This window comes from Falsiroseomonas sp. HW251, assembly GCF_050563545.1.
GTDB lineage: Bacteria > Pseudomonadota > Alphaproteobacteria > Acetobacterales > Acetobacteraceae > Falsiroseomonas.
On the sequence record NZ_JBNXUM010000032.1, the window covers coordinates 19,692 to 37,794 of the forward strand.

The 18,103-nt window shown below is 71.8% G+C and carries 17 protein-coding genes; 7 read left to right on the plus strand and 10 right to left on the minus strand.

The window, feature by feature from the left end; all coding sequences use genetic code 11:
* Positions 1-31: 31 nt before the first annotated feature.
* Complete coding sequence (locus tag ACLF3M_RS28355; protein ID WP_430660370.1) at positions 32-1,861, minus strand: M3 family oligoendopeptidase; 1,830 nt, start codon at positions 1,859-1,861, stop codon at positions 32-34.
* 143 nt (positions 1,862-2,004) lie between these two features.
* On the opposite strand from ACLF3M_RS28355, the gene ACLF3M_RS28360 reads away from it, so the two are divergent.
* Both ACLF3M_RS28360 and ACLF3M_RS28365 read left to right on the plus strand, forming a co-directional pair.
* Positions 2,005-3,675 (plus strand): AMP-dependent synthetase/ligase, encoded by a 1,671-nt coding sequence (locus ACLF3M_RS28360; protein ID WP_430660371.1) that lies wholly within the window; start codon positions 2,005-2,007, stop codon positions 3,673-3,675.
* 3 nt (positions 3,676-3,678) lie between these two features.
* The gene (locus ACLF3M_RS28365) at positions 3,679-4,845 is read left to right on the plus strand and encodes a glycosyltransferase family 87 protein (RefSeq protein WP_430660372.1); all 1,167 of its coding nucleotides are present in this window, start codon (positions 3,679-3,681) and stop codon (positions 4,843-4,845) included.
* Here ACLF3M_RS28365 and ACLF3M_RS28370 read toward each other — a convergent pair.
* The 4 genes from ACLF3M_RS28370 to ACLF3M_RS28385 form a co-directional block, all read right to left on the minus strand.
* Complete coding sequence (locus tag ACLF3M_RS28370) at positions 4,830-5,462, minus strand: flavin reductase family protein (RefSeq protein ID WP_430660373.1); 633 nt, start codon at positions 5,460-5,462, stop codon at positions 4,830-4,832. The two genes, ACLF3M_RS28365 and ACLF3M_RS28370, sit on opposite strands and share 16 nt — an antisense overlap.
* 8 nt (positions 5,463-5,470) lie before the next feature.
* On the minus strand, positions 5,471-5,935 hold the full coding sequence (locus ACLF3M_RS28375) for a DUF427 domain-containing protein (RefSeq protein WP_430660374.1): 465 nt from the start codon (positions 5,933-5,935) through the stop codon (positions 5,471-5,473).
* Positions 5,935-6,159 carry a DUF2312 domain-containing protein gene (locus ACLF3M_RS28380; RefSeq protein WP_430660431.1) on the minus strand — a complete coding sequence of 75 codons (225 nt, stop codon included), beginning with the start codon at positions 6,157-6,159 and terminating at the stop codon, positions 5,935-5,937. The genes ACLF3M_RS28375 and ACLF3M_RS28380 overlap by 1 nt, the downstream gene beginning before the upstream one ends.
* Positions 6,160-6,284: 125 nt before the next feature.
* On the minus strand, positions 6,285-6,596 hold the full coding sequence (locus tag ACLF3M_RS28385) for a DUF1244 domain-containing protein (RefSeq protein ID WP_430660375.1): 312 nt from the start codon (positions 6,594-6,596) through the stop codon (positions 6,285-6,287).
* 153 nt (positions 6,597-6,749) lie between these two features.
* On the opposite strand from ACLF3M_RS28385, the gene ACLF3M_RS28390 reads away from it, so the two are divergent.
* Positions 6,750-7,127: a nuclear transport factor 2 family protein gene (locus tag ACLF3M_RS28390; RefSeq protein ID WP_430660376.1), complete on the plus strand. Its 378-nt coding sequence runs from the start codon at positions 6,750-6,752 to the stop codon at positions 7,125-7,127.
* A 15-nt stretch (positions 7,128-7,142) separates the two neighbouring features.
* On the opposite strand, the gene ACLF3M_RS28395 is transcribed toward ACLF3M_RS28390, so the two are convergent.
* The gene (locus tag ACLF3M_RS28395) at positions 7,143-8,120 is read right to left on the minus strand and encodes a tripartite tricarboxylate transporter substrate-binding protein (RefSeq protein ID WP_430660377.1); all 978 of its coding nucleotides are present in this window, start codon (positions 8,118-8,120) and stop codon (positions 7,143-7,145) included.
* Positions 8,121-8,187: 67 nt separating this feature from the next.
* Complete coding sequence (locus tag ACLF3M_RS28400) at positions 8,188-9,258, minus strand: tartrate dehydrogenase (RefSeq protein WP_430660378.1); 1,071 nt, start codon at positions 9,256-9,258, stop codon at positions 8,188-8,190.
* Between the two features lie 48 nt (positions 9,259-9,306).
* On the opposite strand from ACLF3M_RS28400, the gene ACLF3M_RS28405 reads away from it, so the two are divergent.
* Positions 9,307-9,999: a GntR family transcriptional regulator gene (locus tag ACLF3M_RS28405; protein WP_430660379.1), complete on the plus strand. Its 693-nt coding sequence runs from the start codon at positions 9,307-9,309 to the stop codon at positions 9,997-9,999.
* Positions 10,000-10,116: 117 nt separating this feature from the next.
* Entirely contained in the window at positions 10,117-11,397 is a 1,281-nt protein-coding gene (locus tag ACLF3M_RS28410) for a glycerate kinase type-2 family protein (RefSeq protein ID WP_430660380.1), read from the plus strand.
* On the opposite strand, the gene ACLF3M_RS28415 is transcribed toward ACLF3M_RS28410, so the two are convergent.
* Together ACLF3M_RS28415 and ACLF3M_RS28420 are read right to left on the minus strand one after the other, a co-directional pair.
* Complete coding sequence (locus tag ACLF3M_RS28415) at positions 11,366-13,273, minus strand: glycosyltransferase (protein ID WP_430660381.1); 1,908 nt, start codon at positions 13,271-13,273, stop codon at positions 11,366-11,368. The genes ACLF3M_RS28410 and ACLF3M_RS28415 overlap by 32 nt on opposite strands.
* Positions 13,274-13,426: 153 nt before the next feature.
* The gene (locus ACLF3M_RS28420; RefSeq protein WP_430660382.1) at positions 13,427-14,560 is read right to left on the minus strand and encodes an OmpA family protein; all 1,134 of its coding nucleotides are present in this window, start codon (positions 14,558-14,560) and stop codon (positions 13,427-13,429) included.
* Between the two features lie 452 nt (positions 14,561-15,012).
* Here ACLF3M_RS28420 and pyk point away from each other — a divergent pair, with 452 nt between their 5' ends.
* Positions 15,013-16,434, plus strand: coding sequence for a pyruvate kinase (gene pyk / locus ACLF3M_RS28425; RefSeq protein WP_430660432.1), 1,422 nt, complete (start codon positions 15,013-15,015; stop codon positions 16,432-16,434).
* Between the two features lie 60 nt (positions 16,435-16,494).
* A complete protein-coding gene (locus ACLF3M_RS28430; protein WP_430660383.1) occupies positions 16,495-16,923 on the plus strand; it encodes a hypothetical protein in 429 nt (142 codons plus the stop codon).
* Here ACLF3M_RS28430 and ada read toward each other — a convergent pair.
* Complete coding sequence (ada, locus tag ACLF3M_RS28435; protein WP_430660384.1) at positions 16,910-17,989, minus strand: bifunctional DNA-binding transcriptional regulator/O6-methylguanine-DNA methyltransferase Ada; 1,080 nt, start codon at positions 17,987-17,989, stop codon at positions 16,910-16,912. The two genes, ACLF3M_RS28430 and ada, sit on opposite strands and share 14 nt — an antisense overlap.
* Positions 17,990-18,103: the final 114 nt, after the last annotated feature.

An 18,103-nucleotide genomic window follows, 5' to 3' on the forward strand; every position in this document is an offset into this window, starting at 1 on the left:
AGCTTCGCTGGCCGCATATCTTGGATGCTCATCACGCGGCCCTGTCGAGTTCGTCGATGAAGCCCGCGATGACGTCCAATCCCTTGTGCCAGAAAGCCGGGTCGGACGCGTCGAGCCCGAAGGGCGCCAGCAGCTCCTTGTGCCGCTTCGTCCCGCCCGCCTTCAGCATCTCCAGGTATTTCTGCTGGAACCCCGGATGCCCTTCGCGGAACACGCCATACAGCGCGTTGACCAGGCAATCCCCGAAGGCATAGGCGTAGACGTAGAACGGCGTGTGCACGAAGTGCGGGATGTAGGCCCAGTAGACGCTGTAGTCCGGCGTGAAGTCGAAGGCCGGGCCGAGGCTTTCCGTCTGCACCTGCATCCAGAGCTCGCCGATCCGCTCATGCGCGATCTCGCCCTTCTTGCGCTCGTCGTGCAGCAGCGCCTCGAAGCGGTAGAAGGCGATCTGGCGGACCACGGTGTTCAGCATGTCCTCGACCTTGGACGCCAGCAGCCCGCGTCGGCGGCGCGGATCCGTCTCGGCGTCCAGCAGCGCGCGGAAGGTCAGCATCTCGCCGAAGACCGACGCGGTCTCGGCCAGCGTCAGCGGGGTGGATGACATCAGGTAGCCCTGCTCGCCCGCCAGGATCTGGTGAACGCCGTGGCCGAGCTCATGCGCCAGCGTCATCACGTCCCGCGTCTTGCCGTGGTAGTTCACCAGCAGATAGGGGTGCGCCGAGGGCACCGTCGGATGGGCAAAGGCGCCGCTGGCCTTGCCCGGCCGCAGCGCCGCATCCACCCAGGGGCGGTCGAAGAAGCGCCGCCCCAGCGAGGCCAGGTCCGGGCTGAAGGCGGCGTAGCTGTCCAGCACGCGCTTCGTCGCGTCGGGCCAGGGGATGACGCGGTCGTCCTGGTCAGGCAGCGGCGCGTTGCGGTCCCAGTGCTTCAGCTTCTCAAGCCCGAGCCACTTCGCCTTCATGCCGTAGTAGCGATGGGACAGGCGCGGGAAGCTTTCCGTCACCGCGGTGACCAGCGCGTCCACCACCTCGTCCTCGACCATGTTGGCGCGGTTGCGCGCGCTGGTCGGGCGGGGGTAGTGGCGCCAGCCGTCGATGATCTCCTTGTCCTTGGCGAGCACGTTGGTGATCAGGCTGAACAGCCGCACCTTCTCGCCGAAGGCTTCCGACACGCCGGCGGCGGCCGCCGCGCGGACGTCGCGGTCGCGGTCCGAGAGCTTGTTCAGCGCGGAGGAGACGGTCAGCTCCTCGCCGCTGACGGTCACGCGCATCCCCGCGACGGTCTCGTCGAACAGGCGGTTCCAGGCGGCGCGGCCCGTGACCTCCTTCTCGTGCAGCAGCTTCTCGAGCTCGTCGGAGAGCTGGTGCGGGCGGAAGACGCGGAGGTCGCGCAGCCAGGGCTGCCAGCGCCGCAGCGCGGCGGAGGCCGCCAGCTTCTGCTCCAGCGTCTTCTCCTCCAGCCGGTTGATCTCCAGCGTCAGGAACAGCAGGTGGGAGGAGATCGTCGTCACCCTCTCCTGCAGGGTCTGGTAGAAACGGCCATTGGCGGCGTCCTGCGCATCGGCCGAGAAGACGAGCTGGGCATAGGACATGGCCCGCCCGAGCCTCTCCTCGATCGTCTCGTAGGTCGCAATAGCGGCAGCCAGCGCGTCGCCCGGCATGGTGCCGACCTTACCGGCATGGGCGGCCTGGAAGGCCTTGGCCTCGCTCTCCGCGGCATCGAGGTCGGCGGCGAGCCGCGGGTCCTCGGGCGAGGCGTAGAGGTCCGAGAGGTCCCAGGCCGGCAGCGCCTCGGCCGCGGCCCCGCCGGGCCTGGCGGTGTCTCGCAGGGGCACGGGGCGGAAATCGGTGGAAATCGTCACGGGGTCTCTTGTGTCCGGAGGCGTGTCGCCCTGGATATAGACTGCCCGGGCTGCGCGAAAAGCCGTAAGCGCGCCGAGGGCCAGGGGAGCGCTGGGGGAACATGGAGCCGGGGAAGCGGGTCAGGTGGAACAGCCTGCCCCAGATGATGCTCGAACTCGCGGTGCACCGGGGCGACCGGCCGATGCTGCGCCACTGGCAGGCCAAGACCTGGCAGCGCGTCACCTGGATTGAATTCGCCCGCCGGGTCGCCGCGGTCGCCGCGGGGCTGCGGGCCGCCGGCATCGGGCCGGGCGAGCGCGTGCTGCTGGTGAGTGAGAACCGTCCCGAATTCGTGATCGCCGACACCGCGCTGATGGCCATCGGCGCGGTCACCGTCCCGACCTACACGACCAACCTGCCGTCGGACCACGCGCATATCCTGCGCGACTCCGGGGCGCGGATCGCCATCGTCTCCTCGGCCGCGCTGGGGAAGAAGGTGCTGGCCGGGGCGGCACTCGCCGAGGGCCTCGACCTGCTGGTCGCGATCGAGCCGCCGGAGGACGCGGCGCTGCGCGTCATCCCCTGGGCCGAGCTGGAGGCGACCCCGGCCGACCTCGACCTGCTGCGTGCGGAGGTCGAGCAGATCCCGCCGGGGCGGCTTGCCTGCCTGATCTACACCTCAGGCACCGGCGGCGCGCCCAAGGGCGTCATGATCCCCCACCGCGCCATGCTGGCGAACCGCGAGGGCGTGGCGCAGCTGGCCGACCGCCTGCATTTCGAGGGCGAGTGCTACCTGTCCTTCCTGCCGCTGTCGCACAGCTACGAGCACACAGTCGGCGGCTTCCTGCTGCCCTCGCTCGGCGTCGAGGTCGTCTATTCCCGCGGCGCCGACCGGATCGCCGCCGAGTTCCAGGAGATCAGGCCGGCCGTCGTCACCGCCGTCCCCCGCCTGTTCGAGGTGCTGCGCGCCCGCACGCTGGCGGGCGTCGAAAAGGAAGGCGGGGTGAAGGAGAAGCTCTTCCACAAGGCGGTGGAGCTCGGCCTGAAGCGGCTCGACGGCAGGCCGATCGGGCCGCTGGGCTGGATGATGGACAAGGCGCTGGACCGGCTGGTGCGCGACAAGGTGCGGCAACGCTTCGGCGGGCGGCTGCTCTGCATGGTCTCGGGCGGTGCCAGGCTCGACCCGGACCTCTCGGGCTTCTTCATCGCGCTCGGCCTGCCGGTGATCCAGGGCTATGGCCAGACCGAAGCCGGGCCGGTGATCAGCGTCAATCTCCCATGGAACAACCGCCGCGACACGGTCGGGCCGCCCCTGCCCGGCGTCGAGGTGAAGCTGGCCGAGGATGGCGAGCTCTGCGTCAGGGGCGGCCTGGTGATGGACGGCTACTGGAACCAGCCCGAGGCGACCGCGCGGGCAATCCAGGATGGCTGGCTGCACACCGGCGACATCGCGGAGATGGAGGACGGCCGCATCCGCATCACCGACCGCAAGCGCGACTTCATCAAGACGCTGGGCGGCGACATGGTGAGCCCGGCGAAGCTGGAAGCGCTGCTCGCCGCCGAGCCCGAGATCCACCAGGCCGTCGTCGCCGGCGAGGGCCAGCCTGGCATCGTCGCGCTGATAGTCCCGACCGACGGGATGGAGGCGAAGGTCGCCGACGCGGTGGCGCGCGTGAACGCGAAGCTCGCGACGATCGAGCGGATCAGGCGGACCGCGACGGTCGAGCCCTTCTCGGTGGAGAACGGGCAGCTCACGCCGACGCAGAAGGTCAAGCGCCGCGTGGTGCTGGAGGCGCATGCCGAGGTGGTGGCCGGGCTGCACGGCAAGGGCTGAGCCGTGCTGCGCGACGCCACCTGGATGAACGCCGGGCGCGCCCGCGCCTGGTGCTCTATGCTGCTCGCGGGCCAGGTCGCAATGGCGGGATACCTGCTGTCCGGCGACTTCCCGCTGGACCCCGCCGGGCGGCCGGTGGGCACGGATTTCGCCAGCTTCTGGACCGCCGCCCGTTTCGCCTTCGAAGGTCATGCCGCCGAAGCCTGGAGCCAGGCGGCGCATCACGCCGCGCAGCGCACGGCCTTCGGACCAGACACCGAATGGTATGCCTTCTTCTACCCGCCCCCCTTCCTGCTGCTGCTGCTTCCGCTGGGGCTGCTGCCCTATGCGCTGGCGCTGCCGGCCTGGCTCGGCCTGAGCTTCGCGGGGTGGTGGCGGGTGACGCGCGCGCTGCTGCCGGAAGGCTGGGCGGTGCTGCCCATCCTGGCCTTCCCCGCGGTATGGGTGACGGTGACGCATGGCCAGAACGCCTTCCTGACGGCGGCGCTGTTCACCGCCGCGGCGCTGCTGCTCGAACGCCGCGCCGTGCCGGCCGGGCTCTGCATCGCGGGTCTCGCGATCAAGCCGCATCTCGCGATCGTCGTGCCGCTGGCCTGGGTGGCGGCGGGGCGCTGGCGCGCGATCGCCGCGGCGGCGGCCGGCGCCGTAGGCTTCGCCGCGGTGTCGGCGCTGGCGCTGGGATGGGACGCCTGGGAGGCGTTCCTGGCGCTCTCGCGGATGGCGCGCGCGACGCTGGAGGACGGGCTCGTCGGACACGAGAAGATGGCGAGCGTCTTCGCCGCGGTACGGCTTCTCGGCGGCGGCGCGGCGCTGGCCTGGGGCGTCCAGGGCGTGGTCGCGCTGGGCGTGCTTGCGGTGCTGCTGCCGCGGCTGCGCCGGCGGCCCGGCGGCATCGCGGAGATGGCCACGACCGCGGCGGCGACGCCCTTGGTCAGCCCATTCCTGCTGGACTACGACCTGCTGCTGCTGGGCCTGCCGCTGGCCTTCGTGCTGCGCGCGGCGCTGCGCGAGGGCTGGCTGCCCTGGGAGCGGATCGTCCTGCTCGCGGGCTTCGTGTTGCCCTTCGTGGCGCGGCCGCTCGCCACCTGGCCAGGGGTGCCGGTCGCGCCCCTGGTCTGCGCGGCGCTGCTATGGGTGGCGGTCAGGCGCCTCGATCAGAGATCGCGCTGACCCGCGACGTACTGCCCGCCATCGGTCGGGCGCAGCGCCTCGAAGATCGTCGTGACCTCGGCATAGTCGCGATAGCCGCAGCGCGCGATGGTGCGCACGCCGAGCATGTCGAAGCGCCCATCCTTCAGCGCCCAGTCCGCGATGTGCACGCCGACGACCTGCCCGATGATTAGCCAGCCGCCGAACTCGTGCCCGTCGAGGTCCTTGAGCGGCATGGACTGCACGACCTTGCATTCCAGGTTGGCGGGGCTGGCCGCTACGCGCGGGGCCTTCACGAGGTGGCAGGGCGCGGCCTCGAGCCCGGCATGGACGAACTCGTCCTCGCCGTCCGGCAGCGTGGCCGAGGACGCGTTCATCGCATCGAAGAGCGGCCGGGTCGCGAGGTTGAAGACGAACTCGCCCGTCGCCGTCGCATTGGCCGCCGAGTGCTTCAGCCCGTCGGATCCGAAGGCGAGCAGCGCGGGCCGCGTCTGGATCATGTTGCAGAAGCTGTAGGGCGCGAGGTTGCGCCGCCCCTTCGCGTCAAGCGTCGAGATCCAGCCGATCGGCCGTGGCGCGACGATCGCCTTCAGTGGCTCATGCGGCAGGCCGTGGCCGTGCCTGGGCTCATAGAACATCGGGGCTCCTACCAGTGCCTGGTGCCGGGGGCACCCTTGAAGGGCCCCTCGACGTCGCTGGTGATCCAGCCGCCGTAGAAATCGCCGGGCTGCGGGACGACCTGCTCGTCGTCCACGAAGCAGGCATCCACGCGCCCGGGATAGAGCGCGACATGGCCGGCGATCGCGGCGAATTCCGGCGTCGGGTCGGGATAGGACCAGGCGCCGCGGGGCACGACCTTCCCGCCGGCGACAAGGTCGAAGTAGCGCGCCTTGCCCTTCCATTCGCAATGGCTGCTGCCCGCCGCCCCCGCCAGGCTACCCAGGGCGAAGGCCTCGGCCGGAATGTACCAGGAGGGCGGGTGCCAGGTCTCCAACACGCGCCAGCAGTCGCGGCTGTCCACGATGGTCTGCCCGCCGAGGACGACGCGCACGCGCCGGTCGCTGCGTTCCAGCCGCGGCGGCCGCGGGTATTCGCTCGCGCGCTCCGCCATCACATGCCGAGGGCGCGGCGGTACAGGTCGAGCAGCGTCTCCTGCTCCTCCACCTCGGCGGGTTCCTTCTTCCGCAGGCTGATGATCTGGCGGATCACCTTGACGTCGAAGCCGGCCGACTTCGCTTCGGCGAAGATGTCCTTGATGTCGCCGGCGAGCGCCTTGCGCTCCTCCTCGAGGCGCTCGATGCGCTCAACGATGGAACGCAGGCGATCGGCGGCGATGCCGCCGACATCCGTGTCGTCGTCCTTCTGCCGCTTGCGGCTGGCCTTGGCTTCGGTCTCGGTGTCGCTCACCCGCTGGTCCCCCACGCGAAGGGGGCGGGTCGTGCCACGCTTTGGCGGGTTACTCAATGCCCCGGGCTGGCGGCGGTGAACTTCGCCTTCTGCTCGGCGGTGGCTTCCTTCTGGTGCTTCGCCTGCCATTCCTTGTAGGGCATGCCGTAGACGATCTCGCGCGCGTCGGGGTCTGCGAGCGGAATGCCCTTCTCCTCCGCAGCCTCGCGGTACCAGCGGCTGAGGCAGTTCCGGCAGAAGCCCGCCAGGTTCATCAGGTCGATATTCTGCACGTCGCTGCGCTCGCGGAGGTGCTCGACCAGGCGGCGGAAGGCGGCGGCCTCGAGCTCGGTCTGTGTCGCCTTGTCGAGATCGGGGATGGGCATGGGGGTCTCCTTCTCGACTGCAATCTGGTGCAGCCCCGCCCCGCCGCCAACCTCCCGCCGCGCGCGGAAATGCGAGCCGCTGCCCGACCCCCGGGGGTGTAGGATCGGACCGCGCGGCCGCTCCTGACGGCCGCCGCGCGGGAGGATCGGGCCATGACGCAGACCGCTGCCGGCACGAGGCCGGCCAGCTTCGACCTCGGTGCCATGAAGCGCGCCATCGAGACCAGCGACGCCGAGGCGCTCATCACGCTCTATGCCGAGGACGCCGAGATGGAGATCGTGGACCGCGACCGGCCGCCGAAGGCGCCGATGCGCCTCAAGGGCCGCCAGGCGATCGAGGCGCATCTGCGCGACGTCTGCGGCCGCGCCATGACCCACACCGTCACCGACGAGGTCGCGGGCGACGGCCGCGCCGCCTTCGTGGAGCGCTGCGCCTATCCCGATGGCTGCAACGTCGTCGCGGCGATGACGCTTCAGCTCCGGGACGGGCGGATCGTGAAGCAGCTGACGGTGCAGGCGTGGGACGGCTGAGCCCGGCCCGCACGGTCAATCCGCGTATTCGCCGTTCGCCTGGATGATCGGGCGCCAGCGATTGACCTCCTCCACCAGGAAGCGGCGGTGGAAGGGGATGAAGGAACGTTCGTCGGTCGCCGGCTGGGTCACGACCTCGGCGAAGCGGGCGCGGAGCCTTTCGTCGCGCAGCGCGGCCTTGATCGCGGCGTTCAGCCGGTTCTGGATCTCCTGCGGCAGCGCGGCGGGGCCGTAGATGCCGTGCCAGGTCGACATGGAGAAGGCGGGGAAGCCGGCCTCCGCCGTCGTGGGCAGGTCCAGGCCCGGCACGCGTTCCGGCAGCGTCACCGCATAGCCCTTGATCCGGTTGTCCCGCAGGAAGGGCGCGGTGTTGGTCGCCTGGTCCACGAACAGGTCGATGCGGCCGGCCATGACCTCGGTGATCGCGGGCGCGCTGCCGCGGAAGACGACGGTGGTCATCTTCGTCTCGGCGGTGGCCTGCAGCAGCATGCCGCCCAGCTGGTTCGCGCCGCCGAGCCCGGCATGCGCGATGTTCAGCTTCTCGCCTTCCCGCTTGATCACGGCGATAACGCCGCGCAGGTCGGTGGCGGGAAAGTCGGGCTTGGCCACGATCGTCATCGCAGCGTCGGAGACGAGGCCGAGCGGCGCGAAGCTTTCCGTCACGCTGAAGGGCAGCCGGCGATAGAGCGTCGCCGTGGTCGCGAGCCCGATATGGTGCGCGAGCAGCGTCGTCCCGTCCGGCCGCGCCTGCGCGACGCGCCCGGCCGCGAGCGTGCCGCCGGCCCCCGTCACGTTCTCCACCACCACGGACTGGCCGAGGTCGCGCGCCATGCCCTCCGCGACCATGCGCGAGATAAGGTCGGTCGGCCCGCCGGCCGCGAAGGGCACGGTCACCGTGATGGGACGCGAAGGCACGCCCTGGGCCGTGGCGCGGTCGCCGATGAACGGCAAGGCTAGCGCGCTGGCCAGCAGCGTGCGGCGGGTGGTGCTCATGTCTCGTTTCCTCCGGCTTTGCTGTCGCATCGGCGCATGCGGGCGCCGATGCGGTCAATGCACGTTGTCAGTTCGCTCCGCGGATCGCCGCGCAGACGGCGTCGGTGACCTCGGCCGTCGTGGCCTTGCCGCCGACATCGGCGGTCAGGACGCCGTCCGCGCAGACGCGCTCCACCGCGGTCATCAGGCGCTTCGCCGCGGCGTCCTCGCCGAGGTGCTCCAGCATCATCGCCGCGGTCCAGAAGGTGGCGACGGGGTTGGCGACGCCCTTGCCCGTGATGTCGAAGGCGGAGCCGTGGATCGGCTCGAACATCGAGGGATGCCGGCGCGAGGGATCGAGGTTCGCTGTCGGCGCGACGCCGAGCGACCCCGCGACCGCGCCCGCCAGGTCGGACAGGATGTCGGCGTGCAGGTTGGTCGCGACGACGGTGTCGATGCTGCGGGGTCGCCGCACCATGCGTGCGGCCATCGCGTCCACCAGTTCCTTCTCCCAGGTCACGGTCGGGAAATCGCGCGCCACCTCGGCGGCGATCTCGTCCCACAGCACCATGCCGTGCTTCTGCGCGTTCGACTTCGTCACCACCGTCAGCAGCCGGCGCGGGCGGGACGCCGCGATCTTGAAAGCGGTGCGCATGATCCGGGTGACGCCGGCGCGCGTGAAGATCGCGGTCTCGGTCGCGACCTCCTCCGGGTGGCCACGATGCGCGCGGCCGCCATGGCCGGCATACTCGCCCTCGCTGTTCTCGCGCACGATGACCCAGTCGATGTCGCCAGGCGCGACCTCCCGCAGCGGGCTGGTCAGGCCGGGCAGCACGCGGGTCGGGCGGATGTTGGCGTATTGGTCGAAGCCCTGGCAGATCTTCAGCCGCAGCCCCCAGAGCGTGATGTCGTCCGGCAGCCCGGGGTCGCCGACGGCGCCGAAGAAGATGGCGTCGAAGCCCTTCAGCGTCTCCAGCCCGTCCTCCGGCATCATCCGCCCCGTGGCGCGGTAGTAGTCGCTGCCCCAGGGGAAGTCCTTGACGTCCAGGACGAAGTCGCCGCCGCGCTCGGACAGGGCCTGCAGCACCTCGAGCCCGGCGGGGATGACTTCCTTGCCGATGCCGTCGGCGGGGATGGCGGCGATGCGGTGGCGGCGCATGGGTCAGGGTCCTCGGTCGCTGTGGTGGAAGGTGGTATGCGTGGCGGCATGGAAACAGAGCCGCGTCTTAGAGTGCGCCCCGCCGAGCCCGCCCGGGCGCGGCCAAGCCTGGCGGAATCCGCCTACGCCGCGCTGAAGGCGAGCATCCTGGAAGGCACCCTGCCGCCGGGTCACGAGGCCGTGGAGCAGGCGATTGCCGACCAGCTCGGCATGAGCCGCACACCGGTGCACGAGGCCGTGCTTCGCCTGCAGCACGAGGGCTTCCTGCGCGTGCTGTCGCGCCGTGGCGTGCGCGTGCTGCCGATTGATCCCGAGGACCTCCGGCAGACCTACGAGGTGCTCATCGCGCTGGAAGGCACCGCCGCCGCGCTGCTCGCCACGCGCGGCGTCGGTGCCGTGGCGACGCTCGATGCCATGCGCGCCGCGACGGCGGAGATGGAGGTCGCGCTGTCGCACGACGACCGCGCCGCCTGGGCAGCGGGCGACGACCGCTTCCACCGCGCGCTGCTTGCCGGCAGCGGGAACCCCAAGCTCGCGCGGCTGGCCGAGACCGCCGCCGACCAGGCCCAGCGCGCCCGCAGCACCACCGCGGCACGCCGCCCGGCGCCCCAGGACTCCGCCCGGGAGCACCAGGCGATCCTGGCCGCGCTCGCCGCGGGCGACGCCGAGGGCGCACGGGCTGCCGTCGCGGCACACCGCACCAGGGCCAGCCGGGAGATCCTGCGCGCGCTCGGCGCGTGATGGGCCCAAGGGGGTTCCTCCGTCCGCGCAGATTCTTCCATACCACGATGCATTTTACAATCCCTGTCGCCCCTTCCGGGTTCGCGGCATGATGGGAGCGAGGAAGGGAAGCCGCCGATGACCTGGGACGACGCCAAGGCCCGTGCCGCGCTGCGGGCGCTGTTCGACGCCGCGGTTGCCAGCGCGGATCCCCGCGTAGTGCTGGCGCGGCACCTGCCGGAAAGGCCGAGGGGCCGCGTCGTGGTGGTCGGCGCCGGCAAGTCGGCCGCGGTGATGGCGGCCGCGGTCGAAGCGGCCTGGCCGGACGTCCCGCTCTCCGGGGTCGTGGTCACGCGCTACGGGCACGGCCATCCCACGTCCCGGATCGAGGTGCTGGAGGCTTCCCACCCGGTTCCCGATGCCGCGGGCGCCCATGCCGCGCGGCGGATCCTGGACGCCGTGGCGGGGCTGACGGCGGATGACCTCGTGCTCTTCCTGGTGTCGGGCGGCGGGTCGGCACTGACGACGCTTCCCGCCGACGGGCTGTCGCTTGCGGAGCTGATGGCGGTGAACAAGGCGCTGCTGGCCTCCGGCGCGAACATCCATGAGATGAACTGCATCCGGCGGCACCTCTCGGCCTTCTCCGGCGGGCGGCTGGCATTGGCGGCGGCGCCGGCGCGGGTGGTGACGCTCGCGATCTCCGACGTGCCGGGAGACGATCCGGCGTCCATCGCATCGGGCCCGACGGTGCCGGATCCCACCAGCTTCGCGGATGCGCGGGCTCTCGTTTCCCTTTACGGCATGGCTCTGCCGGAAGCCGCGACGGCGCATCTCGCGCGCGCGGAGAGCGAGACGCCGAAGTCCGGCGATCCGCGCCTGGCCGGCGCGGAGTACCGCTTCATCGCGACGCCGCGGATGGCGCTGGAAGCCGCGGCGAAGGCAGCGAAGGGAATGGGCCTCGCACCGCTGATCCTGGGCGATGCGCTGGAGGGCGAGGCGCGGGAACTCGGCAAGGTGCTGGCCGGGATCGCGCTGTCGGCGCGCGCGCATGGCTCGCCGGTGGGCGCGCCCTGCGTGCTGCTCTCCGGCGGCGAGACCACGGTGACGATCGGGCGCGAGGGCGGCGGCCGCGGCGGGCGCAACGCGGAATGCCTGCTGGGCTGCGCGGTGACGCTGGCTGGCGCGCCGGGCATCTGGGCGCTGATGGGCGACACCGACGGCATCGACGGGTCCGAGGACAATGCCGGTGCGATCGCGACGCCGGAGACGCTGGCCCGCGCGCGGGCGGCGGGGCTCGATCCCCGCGCGGAGCTCGCGGCGCATGACAGCTGGGGCCTGTTCCACGCGCTCGGCGACCTGCTGGTCACCGGGCCGACGCTGACCAACGTCAACGATTTCCGGGCGGTGCTGGTGGGGTAGCAGCGGCCGCACTCCCGCCGTCGCCGGGCCGGTCCGGCGTGGCGGAGGTCGCCTCCATGCCGAGGTAGCGCCGCCAGAACGGCACCGAGGTGTAGTCCGCCCGACCCGCCCGCCAGGCCAGGCTCGCCGCGTCCCCCTCGCGCCACAGGCGCCACACCATGCGCAGCGCGTCGCGTGCCTGTCGCCTGAAGGTCGCGCGGTCGCGCCTGAACAGCGGCAGGGCGGGATCGGCGCCGGTGTCCACCGCAACGTGGTCGGCCTCCGCCAGGCGGAACCACACCATGTCGCCGCCCTCGATCCGGCGCGGCGGCGCATCGCGGTCCGGCAGGGTCGCATTGCGCAGCAGCGCGCGCAGCATCCGCCAGGCGTAGCCGGCACGCGTCGCGGGGTCGCGCGGCAATGCCAGGTCCGGTGCCACGAGGCCGCGCGCCAGCGTCGCGGCGGGATAGTCCTTGCGCAGCGCAGCGACCTCCGCGTGCAGCCGGTCCGGCGGGACCTGCAGCAGCGCCGGGCCGCGCAGCCAGTCCTCGGCCGCGCGCAGCGCGAGCCCGGCACCGTGATATCGGAATGTCAGGAGGTGGCCGACAAGCTCGCGCGCCACCCGCGCCGCGATCGCGCGGGCGGGGCGGGGGAAGTGCAGCGCCCCGTAGATCAGCGCGTTGCGCAACTCGTAATAGCCCTGCCATCCATGCAGCTTGGCGTAGAAGGGCTCGTGCCAGACGCCGATGCCGGGCACCGACAGCGTCGGCACGCCCATCCCATGCAGCCTGAGCCCGAATTCCACGTCGTCGCCGCGGATGAAGCAGGGCACGGGCAGCCCGGCCTCCCGCACCAGATCCAGCGGCAGCGCGAACCACCACCAGCCGGAATAATGCATCGGCTCCGGCGCGATGAGCCGATCCAGGCCGTCGCGCGGCTCCATCGGCACGCGGTAGTGCAGCGGGCGCAGCCAGAGCGTGCGGGGATCCACGCGCGCCCCGGCCTCGTGCAGGTCGGCCGGGCGATAGAGGTCGAGCATCTGCCCGCCGAGCGCGACGCGCGGCCCGGCGAGGGACAGGAAGGCGACGGTCCGCCGCAGCGCCTCGGGCTCAACCGCGATGTCGTCGTCCATCAGCAGCAGATGCGTCGCGCCAGGCGTGTCGAGCGCGGCGAGCATGCCGCGGGTGAAGCCGCCGCAGCCGCCGAAGTTGCCCTGCTCGATGACCTGCAGCCGCGCGCGGAACACGTCGGGCAGCGCGGCGATGTCGGGATGCGCGGCGAGCCCCGCCGCGCCCTGGTTCACCACGACGAAGCGCACGTCGCGATAAGCCTGCGGCTCGGCGGCAATGGAGCCGAGCGCGGCGCCAAGCTGCGCCTCGCGGCCGAAGGTGCAGATCACCGCGACCAGCGAGACCGCCTGCAGCACCGCATCCGGCGCGCGCCAGGACAGCGCCGTGACCTCGCAATCGTCGGCCGCGAGGAGTTCCGCGAAGACCCGCCCGCCCGCGATCTCGGCCGGCGGCGGCGGCACGGCGACGGAGGCAGGCAGCGCAACCTCGGCCTCGTGCAACGCCGTCTCGCGGCCGGTGGCATCGCGGCGGACCACCCGCAGCACTGCCCTGCCCTGCCCTTCGAGGTCGAGAACCAGCGCGCCAATCCCCGCGGGACCGCGCCAGGCCGGTTCGAAGTAGGCACCGAAATAAGTATCGAAGGAGACTGCCGCGCCGGATGACAGCACCAGGCGCCCATCCACGACCCGTGCGCCCTGCGGCGAAAGACCGCCCTCGGCCCGCAGATAGAGCGGCCGGACGGAGACGTCGCGGTCAAGCGGCAGGCGCTGCAGCACGACACCGGGGCGCAGCGCGGCGGCGGCTTCGCGGAAGGGCGCGTCGTTCACGGCGGGAGATCAGGCATGGTCGCAACCCCGGCTTGTGGCGCCCGGGGCAGCGCATGAAGGCGGGTGGAGGTTCCGCGAACCTCCACCCCGGCAGGAACAAGCTCGAGCTGCCGATCGGATGTTTCCATCCGATCGGCACGGGCTCGAGGCGGATCAGCGCAGGACGATTTCCACGCGCCGGTTCTGCGGCTCGCGGACGCCGTCGGCGGTCGGCACCAGGGGCCGGGTCTCGCCGAAGCCCTGGATGACCATCGCGCTGCGCGGGATGCCACGCCGCTCGAGCTCCTGCGCAACCACCTGGGCGCGGCGCTCCGACAGGCGCTGGTTGTACTGCGGCGTGCCGGAACGGTCGGCATGGCCCGAGACCTCGATCCGGGTCACGCTGCCCGCGCGCTGCGCGTTCGTCGCGGCCTCGTCGATGATCTGGCGCGCGCGGTCCGTCAGGTCCGCCCGGTTCCAGTCGAAGAAGACGAGATAGGTGCGCGCCGGCGCCGGGGCCGCGGCAGGCGCCACGACCGGCGGCGGCGGCGGCGCCGCGTTGAAGGCGTAGCGCAGGCCGATCAGGATCGAGTTGTTGTAGTTCTCGCTCTTGGTCGTGCCGCGGCTGACGCTGAAGGTGCCGCCGCCCGAGCTGGTGTCGATGTCGGATTCCAGCGTGCCGAGGAAGCGGTACTCCGCCGTGAAGGCGAGGCCCGGCGCCCATTGCGTCAGCGGCACGGCGACGCCGGCGATCGCCTGGTAGGCGAAGCGGCCGTCGGTGCCGCTGGTGTTGACCGTGCCGCCGAGCACGTTGGCGCGGATGCCGTCGTATTCGCGCCAGATATAGCCGGCGCCGATGCCGACATAGGGCACGATGGAGAAGCCGCCGAAGGTGCCGCCCTGGCCAAGGTCGAAGTCATAGAAGGCGTTCGCCATCACGCCATAGCTGTTCGCCCGGCCGCTGCCGTTGCTGGTCTGGCCGTTGAAGCCGCTGATCTTGCTGACGTCGTTCTGGCGGTAGTTGCCCTCGATCTCGACGCGCACGCCGTTGCCGAAGCCGTAGCCCAGGCTGACCACGCCAACCCAGCCGACATCGTACTCCACGTTCCCGCTGGTGCTGCTGCCGGCAAGGCCGAGCGCGGTGGACAGCGAGCCGCTGGAGCTGATCGGCGTGTCGTTCAGCCAGTTCACGCCGGCGCCGGCCGCGATGTAGACGCCGCGCACCAGGTTCGGGTTGTAGTTCTGCGCGCTCGCGACGCCGGGAAGGGCGAGGATGGTGGTGGCGAGCAGGGCGGTCCGTAGTCGCATGCCGGGTCTCCGGGTATGGGTTTGTGCGCATCCAACGCGGTTCCCACGTTTTGGCGGCAAGCGCGCGGCCAATTCGCATCACCCGTGGCAGATCGGCCACACACGATGGCTGGCCCTTGTGGGACGGGCCCTGAGGCCGCCGAAACTTAACAAAACTAAGATAAAGGATTTTCATACACTATTAGACTTAGAGACGCTAAGGTTTGCGCATGCGTGACCCTGCCCTCGAAGCCCTTCTCGCCCAGCGCGGCGCCGTGACCCGCATCGCGACCGCGCTCGGCATCTCCACCGCTGCCGTCAGCCAGTGGAAGCGCGTCCCCGACGACCGCATTGCCGAGGTCGCGCGGGCGCTGAACCTGGCGCCCGAGGCGGTCCGGCCGGATCTCGGGACCCTGGCCGCGGCCCTGCCGCCCGACCGGCGGGAGCTCTCGACCTTGCGGACGACACAGCGGATGCCGCTGCGCCGGCGGCGGCGCACCAAGGTCATCGCCACCCTCGGCCCGGCCTCCTCCTCCGCCGAGGTGATCGAGCGGCTGTTCCGCGCCGGCGCCGACGTCTTCCGGCTGAACTTCAGCCACGGCAGCCATGCCGACCACGCCGAACGGATCGCGATCATCCGCGCGCTCGAGCGGAAGACGGAGCGGCCCATCGGCATCCTGGCCGACGTCCAGGGCCCGAAGCTGCGCGTCGGCAAGTTCCAGGCAGGCCGGGTGCAGTTGCAGACCGGCCAGCCCTTCCGCCTCGACCTCTCGCCGACGCCAGGCGACGTCCGCCGCGTGCAGCTGCCCCACCCCGAGATCATCCAGGCCGCGGGCATCGGCACGACGCTGCTGCTGGACGACGGCAAGCTCAGGCTGCGCGTGACGCGCCAGCGCGACGATCACCTCGAGACCGAGGTCGTGGTCGGCGGCCCGCTCTCGGACCGCAAGGGCGTCAACGTCCCCGACGTGATCCTGCCGATCCCGGCCCTGACGGAGAAGGACCGGGAGGACCTGGCCTTCCTGCTGGAGCAGGGTGTCGAATACATCGGCCTCAGCTTCGTCCAGCGCCCCGAGGACGTCGCGGAGTGCAAGCGCATCGCCGCCGGTCGCGCCTGGGTGATGGTGAAGATGGAGAAGCCGCAGGCCATCGAGAACCTCGACGAGATCCTGGCGCTGGCGGATTGCGTGATGGTGGCGCGCGGCGACCTCGGCGTGGAATGCCCGCCGGAGGAGGTGCCGCTGATCCAGAAGCGCATCGTCCGCAGCGCGCGCATGCTCGGCAAGCCCGTCGTGGTGGCGACCCAGATGCTGGAGAGCATGATCGGCGCCCCGGCGCCGACGCGCGCCGAGGCGTCCGACGTCGCGACGGCGGTGTTCGACGGGGCCGACGCGGTGATGCTCTCGGCCGAGACGGCAGCCGGCCAGTACCCGTTCGAGGCCGTCAACATGATGGACCGCATCATCGCCCGCGTGGAGCAGGACCCGGGCTGGCGGACCCTGACCGATGCGGCGCGCCCGGCACCGGAACGGAGCTCGGCCGGCGCGATCGCCGCCGCCGCCGCGCAGGTCGCCCACACCATCGATGCCGAGGCGATCGCGACCTTCACCTCCACGGGCTCCACCACGCTGCGCGTCGCCCGCGAACGGCCGGACTGCCCGATCATCGGCCTCACCTCGTCCGAGGAGACGGCGCGGCGCATGGCGGTGATCTGGGGCGTGCACCCCCTGCCCTCGTCCGAGCCGCATTCCATGACCGACATGGTCGCCAAGGCGATCCGCGCCGCCGCGCAGGAAGGCTTCGCGAAACAGGGCGACGAGGTCGTGGTGACGGCGGGCGTGCCCTTCGGGACACCCGGCACCACCAATGCGCTGCGTGTGGCCATCGTCAAGTAGCCGGCCGATTGACGCGGGGAGGGCTTCCGCCTTCCCTGCCGCGATCCTGGAGTCCCGCCGATGCGCCGCCTGATTCTCGCCCTGGGTTTCCTGGTCCTCGCCGCGCCGGCCTGGGCCCAGCGGGACGGGCTGTACGACGTGAGCGGGACCAATCTGGACGGCTCGGCCTATACCGGCGTCGCGCAGATCCGGAGCACCGGGCTGGTGTCCTTCAATATCCTCTGGCGGATCGGCGACCTGCTGGTCGAGGGCGTAGGGATGGCCTCGGGCCGGACGGTGGCGGTGACCTACGGCATGGCGCAGCGGCCGGGGATGGGCATCTACCAGCTCAATCCCGACGGCTCGATGGACGGCGAATGGACCATCGCCGGCGCGCCCGCCGTGGGCAGGGAGAGGCTGGTGCTGAGGCCGGAGCAGCCGGCGGCCCCCGCACCGGACGCGCCCAGCGCGCCGCCCGCCGCCCAGCCCGCCCCGGCTACCCCGCGCTGAGCTTTCGCGCCTTCGCCTCGCCCGCCAGCAGCGCCGCCTTGCGCGGCACGCCCCAGCGATAGCCCGTGAGGTCGCCGTCCTTACCCACCACCCGGTGGCAGGGCACGGCGAGCGAGACCGGGTTGCGCGCGCAGGCCCGCGCGACGGCACGCACCGCCGCGGGGTTGCCGATCGCGGCCGCCAGCCCGGCATAGGTCCGCGTCTCGCCGAGCGGGATCGTCTGCAGCGCCTCCCAGACCTGGCGCTGGAAGGCGGTGCCGCGGAGGTCGAGCGGCAGGCGTAGCGCGGCCGCGGGCTCGGCCACGAAGGCCACGACGTCGCGCACCGTTGCCGCCAGCGCATCCTCGGCCGGCACCACGCGCGCGTTCGGGAAGCGGGCGCGGAGATCGCCTTCCAGCGCGTCGCGGGTCTCGGCGAAGCCGATGAAGCAGACGCCCTTTTCCGTGGCACCGACCAGGATCGGGCCCAGCGCGCTGTCGGCATGGGCGATGCGGATGGTCTCGCCCACGCCGCCGCGCCGGGCGGCGCCGGGCGTCATGCCGAGGTGGCGCGCGGTATCCTCGTAGACCCGGGATTCGCTGCCGAAGCCCGCGCCGGCCACCGCCTCCGCGACTCGGTCGCCGGCCGCGAGCGACGCCTGTAGCCGCCGCGCCCGCACGCCCTCGGCGTAGCTGCGCGGCGTCACGCCGGTGATGTCGCGGAAGAGGCGCAGGAAATGGTGCCGCGCATAGCCCGCGCGGTCGGCGAGCGCCGCGAGGCTCGGCATCGTCTCGGCCGCCTCGATCATCGCGCAGGCCGCGCGGACGGCCTCGGCATGGAGAGCGGCGCGTTCGCCCTTGGGGTCGCAGCGCTTGCAGGCGCGGAAGCCCGCTGCCTCGGCGGCGGCGGCATCGGCGTAGAAGCGCACGTTGCGCCGCAGCGGCGCGCGGGAGGGGCAGCCTGGCTTGCAGAACACGCCCTGGGTCGTGACTGCATAGAGGAAGGGGCCGGTCGCCGGGCTCGGGTCGCGGTCCAGCACGGCCTGCCAGAGTGGCGCGTCGGCATCGGGCATCGGGGCTTCGGGCATGGGGCTCACCATCGGTTCGTGTCGTGCCGCATCTGGCGCCAGGCGCCCCTGCCTCGCCATCCGCGCGTTGCGCCGGCTCGCGCCCCGCCCGCCCACGCCGCCGGCGGGCACGGG